Here is a 12,635-nt window from a genome sequence, read left to right on the forward strand (position 1 = left end):
CTCTGGTGAAATTTATCGAGTTTACTTTAGCATATGAATATTAAGAAAATTTTATTTTTTTCAGTTGGGCCATTAGCTTCTTCATTTTTTTCGATACTAACACTACCGATACTAGCATGGTTTTTCGAGGCTGAAGATATAGGGAAGTTATCTTTTTTTACAGTTATTTCTTCTTTTGTCATCATGGGATGTACGCTCGGCTTAGATCAAGCCTTTGTTAGAGATTATCATGAAGATGATAAAAAAAACCAAACATTTATGATGATGGTCATTCCTGGAATCATTATTATGTTTGTACTAACTTTATTGGCCTTTATATTTGATTTAAAACAAATATCCCATTTTATATTCGATATTGATAGCTATATGTTAAGTGTTAGCTGTATAGCCTGTTTTTGGGCTGTTTTATTAACAAGGTATACAGGTTTAACTCTTAGGATGAATGATGAAGCATTGAGCTTTTCATTACAGCAAGTATTACCTAAAGTTATATTTCTAATTGTTATTTGTTTGTTTTTGCTTGTAGGGCTAAATGAGCCAGAAGTTATGCTAATGGCAAACATGTACTCTATAGTTTTAGTTTGTATCATCTATTTAATACTTACGAAAGAAAAATGGTTAAGCATTATAGGCTGTGTTTGGGAACGTGATAAATTTTCCAGAATGATGAAGTTTGCTTATCCTCTTGTATTTGGCGCAATTGCTTATTGGGGGTTAACTTCAATAGATAAGTTTTATTTGCGATATTATAGTGATTTTAGTGAGTTAGGTGTGTATTCAGTCGCTACTAGTTTTGCTGCAGCAGCAACGTTACTGCAAAGAGTATTTTCTATTATTTGGGCTCCAACTGTATATAAATGGGCTGCTGCCGGAGTTAATTATAAAAAAATACAAAATATCACAGAGCTGATTACATTGGCAGTAATAGTAATTTTTTGTATATCCGGTAGCTTTGCATGGTTAGTTCCTTATTTTTTACCTGTTGAATATAAAAATGTTGAGTACATAATGGTATTATGTCTCGCTGCACCATTGTTATATACACTTTCTGAAGTTACATCTATTGGTATTGGAATAAAAAGAAAAACAAAATATTCTTTTCTGTCATCTGTTTTTGCTTTTTTATTAAATCTAATTTTAGGTTTCCTTCTTATACCAAAATACGGAGCTTTAGGCGCCTCAACATCAACGGCGATAGCATTCCTTTTATTTTTTATTTTGAGAACTGAGTTCTCATCTAGGGTATGGTATGCGTTTCCCAGAAAAAAGATGTATGTATCGATAGTTATAATATTCGCACTAGCATTATTAAACTCAGTCTATGGACCTGTTTACCGTTGGGTATTTGTTGCTTTTTGGAGTGCGGTGTTGCTTGTTGGATTGAAAAGCTATCAAAATGTCTTGCTTTTACTTTTTAAAAATATAAGAAATAGAGAAGTCAATAGGAATATATGAAGGTATTGTTTATTGTAAACCTAGATCCTCAAAAGAAAAATGGATTATTTTATGCTGTCCATAAAAGAATATTAATGTATAAGAAACTAGGCGTCGATGTCTTTGTTATTAATTTATTTTACGAGGAATCATTTTTAATCTCTATAATTAAGAAGCTTGCATCGAGGTCTCTACTGCGAGTTAATCAGGGTTCTGATTTTTCATTCGAAGGAGTTAAATATAACTATTATTCAGTATTGATATCTATTTTTTCGATGATAATGAAAGTTTTTAATAAGTTTAGTTTGAACAAGTTAATTAAAAACAATCTTGTCGAATCAGAAATAACTAATTTTAAACCAAATATAATTGTGGCTCACAATGTTACTGCAACAGGTAATACTGCGCGCCAGTTTTCTATCGCTCTAAATATTCCTTTTGTTATGGTTGCGCACGGAAGTGATATACATACTAAACCATTAAAAAATAAAATGGAAAAAAACATGGTGTGTAAATTATTGCAACAGTCAAATGGTAACTTCTTTGTGAGTAAACACCTTCTTAAAAAGTCTTTAGAATTAGGCTATTGCGGAGGGCGAGATTTTATTGTATACAATGGGGTGGATATTGAGAATGCAAAAGGTTTATTAGATAGTTATGATATTAAGAGAGTAATATTTGTAGGTAATTTAATCGAAATTAAAAATGCGGGTTTATTGCCAGATATATTTTATAAAATTAAAAATAAAACCAATGAAGTTATCGAATTTCATATTGTTGGCGACGGAGTTCTAAGGGGTACTATTGAGAGGCAGATGCGGGACTATGGATTAAACTGTATTTTCCATGGTCAAATAAGCAATAGTGAATCAAAATCATTAATTAAACAAGCTAGTTTACTTGTACTTCCTAGTAAAAATGAAGGGTTACCTATTGTGATTCTAGAAGCGTTGTCTTTTGGTGTTCCTTGTTTAGCATCTAAAGTAGGGGGGCTCCCTGAGGTTTTAATTGATAAGTACCTTGTGGACTCTGGCCCAGATTTTATTAATGAGTTTTCAATGAAAGCTGTTGCACTGCTTTCTAGTGAAAGTTCAGTTAATTTACCCAAAAAGTTTACTTGGAATGCAGTTGTGAAAAATGAAGTTAAATTATTAATGGATTTGGTGGGTTAGATGCGGATATTTATGAGCTTTAAAAATATATGTTTTGATACGTTTGTTAGAGTTTTTATGGGGTATGTAAAACTTGCAAGAATGAAGGGTGTAAATATCGGAACTGATTGTAGGATCTACATTAGTTACTGGGGGACAGAACCTAACATGATAACAATTGGGGATAATGTAACTGTTGCAAGAGGTGTGGAGTTTTTAACTCATGATGGATCTTATTGCTTAGTGAAAGATAAAGATGGGAAGAGAAAATACAGCTACAAACCCATAAAGATAGGTAGTAACGTATTTATAGGTGTTAATAGTATCATACTTCCAGGTGTAAGCATTGGTGATAATGTTGTTATCGGCGCTGGAAGTATTGTTAGTCGTTCCATAAACGCTAACAGTGTAGCGTTAGGCTGTCCTGCACGAATTATAAAGTCATTTGATGATTTTGAAGCTAATGCCATTGAGTGTGGAACTAATGAACAAATCAAGTGAACCGTATGTATTTTTGATGCAGAATTTCTATGGCGGAGGCGCTGAAAAAGTAATAACTAACTTAGCAAATGAATTAGTTGTTAGGGGAGAGAGGGTATTTATTATTGTTAATAACTCAGACGGGCCTTATAAAAATATTTTAGATAAAAACGTTGAATTATTGGCACTAAATAATAAAAAAATGCTTTTTTCTTTATTTAGCATTATTGCTTTATTGCGAAATATAAGGCCGAAAGTGTTAATGTCTACTCTTGATATGCCAAATATCATATGTGGCCTGTTGGCTTTACTCAGCAAGTTGGGTATTGCACCAAAATTAAAGTATGTAGCTAGAGAGGCTAATACAATAAATGGTTTTAATCAGACACATAACTCATTTATGTTTATAAAAATATTATTACGTCGCTTTTTATATAGGTTTTGCGACAAAGTTATTGCAAACTCACCTGATACTGCAAAAGATATCTCTATGTCTTTGAATGTACCTTCGTGCAAAATATCTATAATCGGCAATCCTGTGGTTAGTTTCAAAAAGCAAGTTATGCCGCAAGAGCCTAAAGTTTTCGATGGCAATATTATTAGATTAATATCCGTAGGTAGATTGGAAAAACAAAAAAATATCTCATTTTTAATCGATGTCATTTCGATTTTAAATGAAGGTTTCAAGGTTAGTTTAGATGTTTATGGAACTGGTTCTGAGTTAGAGAAGCTGAAAGAATATGCAAGAGATAAGGACGTTGAAGAATTAGTTAATTTTATGGGTTTTGCTTGTAACCTTGATAGCTTGTACGGGAAATACCATTGTTTTGTACTGTCATCATTCTGGGAAGGTTTTGGGAATGTATATATCGAAGCGTTATCAGCTGGTATTCCAATAGTTACAACAAGTTCGAAAGGGGGCGCTAATTATATTTTTTCCGATAAGGAAATAGCCAGTGTTTGTGCATTCGATCCACTTATTTTTTCAGAAAAAGTAATTGCTCAGATAAAATATAACAACCTAGATTTATGTCAACGTCGTATTGAGCGTTCTAATGATTTTTCTATTGAAAAAATTGCTGATAGATATATAGAAGCTTTAAATGAATAGTAAATCAATGTTAATTATGTATGGGCTTTGGATCACTATTGCTTTTTTTCCAACATACCTATTTACCAGTTCAAATTCAATTGGACAACAGTTTTTTTTCGCTACTTATCTACTCATTTTAATTGTAGTCCATTTTTATCTTAAAACGTCAGGGAAGTTGTCAACCCCTAAATTAGAATGCTCTGTTTTGTTTGTTGTTTTAGCTTTGATTCTATCGGGGTTTGTTTTTAAAGTTTTACATGTAGAACTTTCCGATTTTGTTAAGCATTTGAGATATGGGTTTTATTTGTTGGTTTTCCTTTTTACATATAATATCTGTATTAGTATTGGCTTTGAGTCAAAAAATGCAGTTTGGTTGATAAGTTTTTTTATCGTTTCATGTTTTGTATTTTTAGTTATTCAGCTTGTTTGTTATCAATGCGTCTCGATTATAACACCTAGAAGTGGATTTGACTTTCGTGGCATAAATCTAGGTGGACCATTTGTGTGGAGTTATATTTTTTCTTTCGTTGTATGTCCTTTTGTTTTTTATTATCTATTTTTATTTTCAAATGAAAAGCGTATTGTCTACTTTGTTTTTGCTGTTTTAGTGATGTTTGTTGTGTTACTTAGTCAGTCTAAAGCGTCATATTTAGCATTCGTGTTTACCAGTTTGATGTTTTTTATGTTGATGTATAAGTTAAATATTCAAGGGAGACGTTTTTTTAGTTTACTATTGTTTCTTGCTTTTGTGTTGATGGTTTTTGTTATAATAGCAAATGCAGATAAGTTAACAGTTTTTATAAGTTTTTTTGAAACATTGAGTAAAGGCCAGGTAGACCCTTCAACAGCCGGCAGAATTCGTCAAATAGGTACATTGACGCACATTTTTGAGGACGAATTGATATTGCAGTTTTTGTTTGGAATTAGTAATGAAGGGATTATCATTGAAAATGCTTACTTTAGTTATTTGCAAGACTATGGAATGGTAGGGTTGTTTGCATTGCTTTTGTTTAATTGTTTTTTATTTTATATATCAATTGTTTATATTGTTAGAGCGTTAGCGAGTAAAGAAACGCACACAATTGCATTAGCGCTTTGTTTTTACTGCTATGTTGTCTCTTTATTTATATATCAGTTAGGGGCGTCGCCTCTTGATGCAAATAAATCGTCTTATTTTTTCTTTTCATTTTGGGCCTTGGTTGCTTATATATCACGTAAAAACACTATTAGGAGAAGTAATGCTTTATTTGTCGAAGCTAAAACATAAGTTAAGAGAAAAAGTTTTGTACTTTAGGTATGTTTATTTTAAAGCTAAGGGCGTTAATATAGCAAGAACTGCGCGCGTAAGTCTAGGCGCTAAATTAGACCCTGTAGCACCAAGATTAATAACCATTGGAAACTATACTCAAATTGCTGATGACGTAATTATACTTACTCATGATTATAGCCGTGACATGAAAGCTAAAACAGTAATTGGCAATAATTCTTTTATTGGCGTGAAAAGTGTTATTATGCCAGGGGTTCATATTGGTGATCATGTTGTGATTGGCGCTGGATCGATTGTAACAAAAAACATCGAGAGTAATAGTTTAGCGGCAGGGAATCCTTGTAAAGTGCTTAAAGAAGGTATAAATACTGAGCGTTATGGAAAAATCATCAAAGAATGAAAAACAAATATTATTTGTTATTGATAAATTAGAGGGGGGGGGGGCTGAGCGGCAAATGCTGAGCGTAGCAGAACTTTTCAAAGAAGAATACAATGTTACTATACTGTCACTGAAACAAGCTAACTGTCACAACATAAATAAGATGAAGGCGTTGGGGTTTAGCTATAATTTCATCGACGGTCCAAAGTTAAAACTAGGTTTTTTTGGGCGAACGATAGGGTTATTGCTCAAGGTTCGCTCTCTTCGGCGTATTATTGCTAACAAACAGCCAGACAAGCTAGTTTCCTTCCTTGAATGGAGTAATGTCTTAAGTGTAATAGCCTCCAGAGGAATGAATTTAAGTGTCATATTAAATGTCAGGAATTATTTGACAGGACAATATGGTACTCGAAGTAAGTTTTTGTTGAAACTTGCAACGTTAATAATAGGGCCGGTTTACAACCTTTCTGATAGGATTGTTGTAAATAGCACTGCAATAAAACAGGATTTAATCTCAAATTTCAATGTCAATCCGACGTTGATTAATGTGAAGTATAACTCTTATGATATTGAATTGTTGAGGTTTAAATCTGATCAGGAAAGTGGATTTAAAATTGATTCGAAAAAGCTTAATTTTGTATTTTCAGGTAGGTTAGCGGAACAGAAAAATATTCTTTCTTTAATAAAAAGCTTTGCCGAATATGCTAGAAGAAGTGAGGTTGACGTAGTGCTAAATATAATCGGAGATGGTCCTCAAAAAGGACTCGTTTACGATTTAATCGATAAGTTTAAAGATGACGGTCAAGATATCTTTTGTTTGCATGGACATCTAGCTAACCCACATAACTTGATATCGCAATGTGACGCTTTAGTGTTGCACTCTAAGTTCGAAGGGTTCCCTAATGTAATTGCTGAAAGTTTAATTGTAGGTACTCCAGTTGTATCTATCGATTGCACTTCTGGACCTAGAGAAATTTTATCTTCGCTTAGTCTGATTGACTACTCAATTAAACTAGCATCTGTTCAAGAGTTAGAGCTAGGTTATCTTTATCAAGATGACACTAAATATTCTGAAGTTTCTGAAAATCTAATAAGTGCCTTGTTTTGTTTTGAGAAAAGCGGAAAGAAAGTAGGTGGTTGTTTAAGTTTTCTTGATAAGAGGAATGGAGATAGGTTGTGGCTAAAAAATATATAAATTGTAATCTTGAAAATAAATTTAAAAGTGCTGATGATATTTATAGTATTTTGGAGCACCAAGGCGGTTCCGGGAAAATTGTCAGTTTCGTAAATCCTTTTTCATATACATTTATTTCATCAAACAATCGCCTAGTTCAAAAAGTAGATTATTGGTTTAGTGATGGGGCATTATTATGTTTTTTTAGTAATATTTTTCGAAGGGATAACAAAATTACTCGAGCTAGCTTTGACTTCTCCTCATTAGCCGGAATAGTATTTGATTTTTGTGAAAGGAATACATTGAACGTTGCTGTTGTTGGGGGAGCATGTCTTGAAATTGAATCGGCAATTATTAATTTAAAAGTGATTCACCCTCGCTTGAATGTTGTTTACAAAAGGGATGGCTACTTCTCAACTGACGAGTTTGCTCAAGTCAGCCATGAGATAAACTCTAGTGAAGTAGATGTACTAATTGTTGGTATGGGGACGCCATTGCAGGAAGAGTTTTCTGTGTTTTGCAATGAGAAAGTCAAAAATATTCGTCTTACCTTTACTTGTGGTGGATTTATTTCTCAGACAGCGATTAAAGGTGATTATTATCATCCATTAATTAAAAAGTTTGGACTTCGCTGGTTACAACGAGCTTACATGCATTCACATGTAAGGCAGCGTTTATTTAAAGATTATCCAGTTTTTATTTTCAGGTACCTGTTAAATCGCTGAGTATTTAGTATGTTCTAGATGTGGGTTAACTTGGTGCAAAGTTAATTTGTCAGTTATGGTTGTTTATGTTTATGTTTATGTTTATGTTTATTTTTATGTTTATGTAGAAGTTGACCTATCAGTTCAATCCTGAGTAAATTAATCAGGTTTGGGCTGGTTTTGTGACTTATTTACGAACGAAGCAGGGTTGAATGTATCTAGCGAATGTAATGGGTTTACATTCTAGGTGCATAGTGGGTTGGGCCTTATCAAAACGGATGACAGAGAGCTTAGCCGAGCACGTATCACAAATGGCGATAACATTACGCAAGCCTAAGAGTGAGGTCCTGTTTACTAGTGATAGAGGCTCCCAAGACACCTATAAACGGTTTCCTATTAAAGACTCGTGGGTTTACCTCTTCGATGAGTAGTGTAGGAGCCTGTTTAGACTATGCCATTGTAGAGATATTTCTTGGCAGTTTGAAGCATGAGTAGCTTTTAAATGTGGTGCATTTAATGCTCGCTTCCATGAAGCGTGATGTTGAAAAATATATTCACTATTACAACCATGAACGTTTGTACACACACTTGGTGATTTGACACCAAGTCAGTTATGAGAAATTACAAATTAAAGTGATCGGCATTACTTGAATATGGCGGTGAATTATGGAAGTGCGGAGCAGGTGGTATCGCCTTTTAACCTGAAAGAGGGCTCTTGCATCATATCGGTTTATCTTCTCGCGGTTCGCTATTGGTTATTTGTTAAGCGGCAAGTATTATGGCCGGAGTTGGTATTTGGTCGGAGCTAAATAATGTTAATTAAGCCGTTATGTTAATTGCCTTTTTAGTTGTATTTGTAGTCTATTTTTACGTGATAGCGCATATCTTGAAAATAACCGGCTTTATTAAGAGAAAAGTAAAGGTTCCAGTTACTTCTCTAAAATCATAGCCTGCTAGCCGTACTTATTTTGGAAAGCAAATCGCTTCAGAATTAATAACAAGAGTCATTTGTAGTCGGTAGGCGTAAGTTCATTTCGATATTTTGATAGCTGTTATAATTGATAGATTAGTTGTAAACTTGGCCATCAAATTGAGTGATTACCGCTTTTACTCGTACTTAAGGATAATAAAATGAGTTTAATCGAGCCATTCATCATGGCATTTTTATTGAGCTTTATCGCGATTAAGTTTACAGCTCCCTACGCTGCCAAGGTGGGATTAGTCGACCTACCCAATGCTCGTAAAGTTCATGATGGCGCTGTGCCATTAATTGGTGGGATAGGCATATTCTTCAGCGTATTGCTAGCTTCGACGGTTTTTATTGAGTATAGCAGAACCTTAAACCTTTACCTTATCTCCGCCGCGTTGCTTTTGTTTATCGGGGTACTTGATGATCGTTACGATCTCTCGGTACGCTTACGAATTCTGGCTCAGGTGATAACTGCGTCAATCCTGATTTTTGGTGCTGAATCTTATTTAACTTCACTAGGGCATATCTTTTATTTCTTCGAGTTTAAACTAGGTTACTTAGGTGTATTGGTTACCGTATTAGCTGTTATAGGCTGTATCAATGCATTCAATATGGTAGACGGTATAGATGGTCTCGCAGGGATGCTGAGTATTGTAACTTTTTCTGCGCTAGCATTTCTTTTCTACCAATCAGTTAATCCATGGGTAATCCTACCTATAGTATTCATTGCTGCAATTTCTGCTTACCTATTTTTTAATTTACGCTGGCCATTTGCCTCACTAGAAAAGGTTTTTATGGGTGATGCAGGCAGTATGCTAATAGGGTTAACGGTTGTTTGGTTGTTAGTCATTGGGACTGAATCAGTTAATCCTGCGTTCTCACCAGTTACAGCTCTTTACTTAATTGCTATCCCTTTAATGGATATGGCGGCAATCATGTATCGTAGAGTTAAAAAGGGGCACTCTCCTTTTAAACCTGATAGAGATCATCTACATCATATATTTGAGCGTGCGGGTTATAGCCGAAAACAAACTTTAGCTCGCATTACATTGTTGTCAGCAATACTTGCAACTATTGGTATTTTAGGCGAGATATTTGACGTTCCAGAAGTCGTTATGTTTCTAGGTTTTTTAGTTATTTTTGCGGCATATAACTGGGCGTTATCTCATGTATGGCAGATCTTAACTTGGATTAGGCGTAACGGCTAAACTCGGCGTTATGCACTATTTTGAAAATCCCCTATTTGGGGATTTTCTTGTTTTAGAGTATTAAATTGTGGATGATTATCTTGAATAGTACCGCTAAAAGTACCACGAATGACCAAGCTATTACCAAAGGCATAGTGTTAGCTGGTGGCGCTGGTTCACGGCTTTATCCTATCACGCGAGGTGTGTCTAAACAGTTACTCCCTGTTTACGATAAACCGATGATCTATTATCCGTTATCGGTTTTAATGTTAGCTGGTATCCGAGATGTTTTGGTTATCACGACTGCTGAAGAGTTAATGTTATTTCAACGTTTGCTCGGTGATGGTACTGATTTCGGAATTCGTTTGTCTTTTGCCGTTCAAACAAGGCCAGAAGGTATTGCTCAGGCATTTGTGATTGCAGAGGATTTTATTGGCGATGATAATGTTTGTTTGATCCTTGGTGATAATGTGTTTTATGGCCAAGGATTTAGTGAGTCTTTAACCACAGCGGCTAATAAGCAATCTGGCGCTACTATTTTTGCGTATCAGGTGCAGCAAGCCGAGCGCTTTGGTGTAGTAGAGTTTGATCATTTATTTAAAGCTGTATCTATTGAGGAAAAGCCAACTCAGCCCAAGTCTAATTGGGCGGTAACTGGGCTTTATTTTTACGATAATAGAGTAGTGAGTATTGCTAAGAGTCTAAGCCCGTCTGCTCGGCAAGAGTTAGAGATCACCGATATTAACCAAGCTTACTTAAAGCTGGGAGAATTACAGGTAGAAAGACTTGGGCGCGGTTTTGCATGGTTAGATACCGGCACGTTTGATAGTTTGCAGCAAGCCTCTTCTTTTGTACAAACCATTGAAACTGTGCAAGGGTTGAAAATCGCTTGTTTAGAAGAGATTGGCTGGCGAAGCGGCTGGTTAAGTGATAATGATATTCAGCGTCTTGCACAACCTATGTTGAGTAATAGCTATGGGCAGTATTTACTGTCTTTAATTGAATAAGCAAAGAAGGTTCTAGGTAAAAGCAGAGAAGGTCCTAGGTTCTAGGAAAAGCAGGTTCTAGGTTTAAGGAACAGCTTGTGAGTTTACGGATTGCGGAACGTTCGCAGGCTCACTTACGGAATGCTGCGCTGACGGTTAGAAACAAGATCCTAGAACCTCAAACCTAGGACCGTCTTTGAATGTAGGTCGGTATTTATGCCGTCAGTTTTTGTTCTATGTTTTGATGGGCTAAAGCCCAACCTACAACGATGCTGTAGGTTATCGCTTATGCCGTCAATTTTGATTTATTGTTTAATCTTATTTTTGGTTGGTAGTAAATGGATAAGGTCATCTTGATCACTGGTGGTGCTGGGTTTATTGGTTCTGCTTTGGTTCGCTTTCTAATTAAGTACACCAATAGTGTTGTGGTTAATCTCGATAAATTAACTTATGCCAGTAATTCGGAGTCTTTAGCTGACGTTGAATTATCGAATCGCTATGCGTTTGTGCAAGGTGACATTTGTGATAGGGCGTTAATAGACAAATTACTTATACAGTATCAACCTGATGCCATTATTCACTTAGCTGCTGAGAGCCACGTAGACCGTTCTATTGATGGTCCTGCAGAATTTATGCAAACCAATATTATTGGCACATACACTCTTCTTGAAGCTAGTCGTGCATACTATGCTTCACTCAAAGAAGATAAAAAGTGTGCGTTTCGGTTTCATCATGTATCTACCGATGAGGTGTTTGGTGACTTAGCTGACGGTGAGTTATTTACCGAACAAACTAGGTATGATCCTAGTTCGCCTTATTCTGCTAGCAAAGCGGCATCAGATCATTTGGTTCGGGCGTGGCATAGAACCTATGGTTTGCCTATTGTTGTGACCAATTGCTCTAATAACTACGGTTCTTTTCAGCATCACGAAAAACTCATTCCGCAAACGATATGTAATGCATTAGCCGGTAAGACTATTCCAATATACGGTAATGGGCAGCAGGTGCGTGATTGGTTATACGTGGAGGATCATGTTAGCGCGCTTTATACGGTTTTAACAGAAGGCGAAATGGGCGAAACCTATAACATTGGCGGCAGCTGTGAAAAACGTAATATTGATGTCGTTAACCTGATTTGTGAGCTTCTAGAGGAGTTAGCCCCTGAAAACCCTAATTCATTAATGGGGAGTTGTAATGCTGAGGGATTTAAAGGGCTCATTACTTATGTTGAAGATAGACCCGGTCATGATGTTCGTTACGCAATTGATTCGAGTAAGATCCAAAGCGAGTTAGGTTGGAAGCCGACGGAGTCTTTTGAATCTGGATTGAGAAAAGCGATACAAGCTCAGATGGTGAAGGCGGCGGGAAAAGCTAAGATGGTTTAAAGTCGATAAAGGCTGAGACGGGAAAGCGGATTACGGTATACGGAACGTTCGCAAGCTCACTTACAGAACGCTGCGCTGACGGTTTAAAAAGCGAAGAAGAGCGCTGCGCTTCTAGGATGTCACTTCGTGACTGCGAGAGCGTCGCTTTGCTCCTGCTAGATTCTATACAATCTTAAAGCTGATTACGGTATACGGAACGTTCGCAGGCTCACTGACGGAACGCTGCGCTTTCACGAAGTACACGGAGAAGTGCGTAGAGCAAAAGATTAGCGCGATTTTTAGTTGGTCTTGATGTTGCTTTTCTTCGTGTCGCGTAGCGCTCCGTGTCCTTTGTGGTGAATAGCTTTAGCTTTTGATTACAGCATGAAGAGTATTCTCACCACGAAGCGCTGCGCTTTCACGGAGGACACGGAGAAGTGCGTAGA

The 12,635-nt window shown here is 36.0% G+C and carries 11 protein-coding genes and 1 pseudogene; all 12 read left to right on the forward strand.

From position 1 onward, the window contains the following. Positions 1 to 33: 33 nt before the first annotated feature. A complete protein-coding gene (locus tag ACVBIL_RS18245; RefSeq protein WP_447168380.1) occupies positions 34 to 1,455 on the forward strand; it encodes a lipopolysaccharide biosynthesis protein in 1,422 nt (473 codons plus the stop codon). Further along, the gene (locus ACVBIL_RS18250) at positions 1,452 to 2,606 is read left to right on the forward strand and encodes a glycosyltransferase (protein ID WP_447168381.1); all 1,155 of its coding nucleotides are present in this window, start codon (positions 1,452 to 1,454) and stop codon (positions 2,604 to 2,606) included. The genes ACVBIL_RS18245 and ACVBIL_RS18250 overlap by 4 nt, the downstream gene beginning before the upstream one ends. A 12-nt stretch (positions 2,607 to 2,618) precedes the next feature. Next, entirely contained in the window at positions 2,619 to 3,086 is a 468-nt protein-coding gene (locus tag ACVBIL_RS18255) for an acyltransferase (RefSeq protein WP_447168382.1), read from the forward strand. Continuing rightward, on the forward strand, positions 3,070 to 4,176 hold the full coding sequence (locus tag ACVBIL_RS18260; RefSeq protein ID WP_447168383.1) for a glycosyltransferase: 1,107 nt from the start codon (positions 3,070 to 3,072) through the stop codon (positions 4,174 to 4,176). The genes ACVBIL_RS18255 and ACVBIL_RS18260 overlap by 17 nt, the downstream gene beginning before the upstream one ends. Further along, positions 4,169 to 5,425: a hypothetical protein gene (locus ACVBIL_RS18265; protein WP_447168384.1), complete on the forward strand. Its 1,257-nt coding sequence runs from the start codon at positions 4,169 to 4,171 to the stop codon at positions 5,423 to 5,425. Before ACVBIL_RS18260 ends, ACVBIL_RS18265 begins: the two co-directional genes overlap by 8 nt. Next, positions 5,397 to 5,825 carry an acyltransferase gene (locus ACVBIL_RS18270; RefSeq protein ID WP_447168385.1) on the forward strand — a complete coding sequence of 143 codons (429 nt, stop codon included), beginning with the start codon at positions 5,397 to 5,399 and terminating at the stop codon, positions 5,823 to 5,825. Before ACVBIL_RS18265 ends, ACVBIL_RS18270 begins: the two co-directional genes overlap by 29 nt. Continuing rightward, positions 5,803 to 6,999: a glycosyltransferase gene (locus ACVBIL_RS18275; RefSeq protein WP_447168386.1), complete on the forward strand. Its 1,197-nt coding sequence runs from the start codon at positions 5,803 to 5,805 to the stop codon at positions 6,997 to 6,999. The genes ACVBIL_RS18270 and ACVBIL_RS18275 overlap by 23 nt, the downstream gene beginning before the upstream one ends. Continuing rightward, positions 6,981 to 7,703, forward strand: coding sequence for a WecB/TagA/CpsF family glycosyltransferase (locus ACVBIL_RS18280; RefSeq protein ID WP_447168387.1), 723 nt, complete (start codon positions 6,981 to 6,983; stop codon positions 7,701 to 7,703). Before ACVBIL_RS18275 ends, ACVBIL_RS18280 begins: the two co-directional genes overlap by 19 nt. 110 nt (positions 7,704 to 7,813) lie before the next feature. Then, positions 7,814 to 8,333 (forward strand): annotated as a pseudogene (locus tag ACVBIL_RS18285) (transposase); the annotation flags it as partial. Between the two features lie 480 nt (positions 8,334 to 8,813). Continuing rightward, positions 8,814 to 9,860, forward strand: coding sequence for a UDP-N-acetylglucosamine--undecaprenyl-phosphate N-acetylglucosaminephosphotransferase (gene wecA, locus ACVBIL_RS18290; protein ID WP_447168388.1), 1,047 nt, complete (start codon positions 8,814 to 8,816; stop codon positions 9,858 to 9,860). Between the two features lie 80 nt (positions 9,861 to 9,940). After that, positions 9,941 to 10,846 (forward strand): glucose-1-phosphate thymidylyltransferase RfbA, encoded by a 906-nt coding sequence (gene rfbA, locus ACVBIL_RS18295; RefSeq protein WP_447168389.1) that lies wholly within the window; start codon positions 9,941 to 9,943, stop codon positions 10,844 to 10,846. Between the two features lie 317 nt (positions 10,847 to 11,163). Further along, the gene (gene rfbB, locus ACVBIL_RS18300; protein ID WP_447168390.1) at positions 11,164 to 12,210 is read left to right on the forward strand and encodes a dTDP-glucose 4,6-dehydratase; all 1,047 of its coding nucleotides are present in this window, start codon (positions 11,164 to 11,166) and stop codon (positions 12,208 to 12,210) included. The last annotated feature ends 425 nt before the right edge of the window (positions 12,211 to 12,635 follow it).

The sequence above is a fragment of the Shewanella sp. 125m-7 genome, from assembly GCF_052977045.1.

Coding starts and splice junctions, on each gene's coding strand:
- wecA (WP_447168388.1), top strand. CDS start 8,814: ATGAGTTTAATCGAGCCATTCATCATGGCATTTTTATTGAGCTTTATC.
- ACVBIL_RS18250 (WP_447168381.1), top strand. CDS start 1,452: ATGAAGGTATTGTTTATTGTAAACCTAGATCCTCAAAAGAAAAATGGA.
- ACVBIL_RS18265 (WP_447168384.1), top strand. CDS start 4,169: ATGAATAGTAAATCAATGTTAATTATGTATGGGCTTTGGATCACTATT.
- ACVBIL_RS18255 (WP_447168382.1), top strand. CDS start 2,619: ATGAGCTTTAAAAATATATGTTTTGATACGTTTGTTAGAGTTTTTATG.
- ACVBIL_RS18245 (WP_447168380.1), top strand. CDS start 34: ATGAATATTAAGAAAATTTTATTTTTTTCAGTTGGGCCATTAGCTTCT.
- rfbB (WP_447168390.1), top strand. CDS start 11,164: ATGGATAAGGTCATCTTGATCACTGGTGGTGCTGGGTTTATTGGTTCT.
- ACVBIL_RS18260 (WP_447168383.1), top strand. CDS start 3,070: ATGAACAAATCAAGTGAACCGTATGTATTTTTGATGCAGAATTTCTAT.
- ACVBIL_RS18270 (WP_447168385.1), top strand. CDS start 5,397: ATGCTTTATTTGTCGAAGCTAAAACATAAGTTAAGAGAAAAAGTTTTG.
- ACVBIL_RS18275 (WP_447168386.1), top strand. CDS start 5,803: ATGGAAAAATCATCAAAGAATGAAAAACAAATATTATTTGTTATTGAT.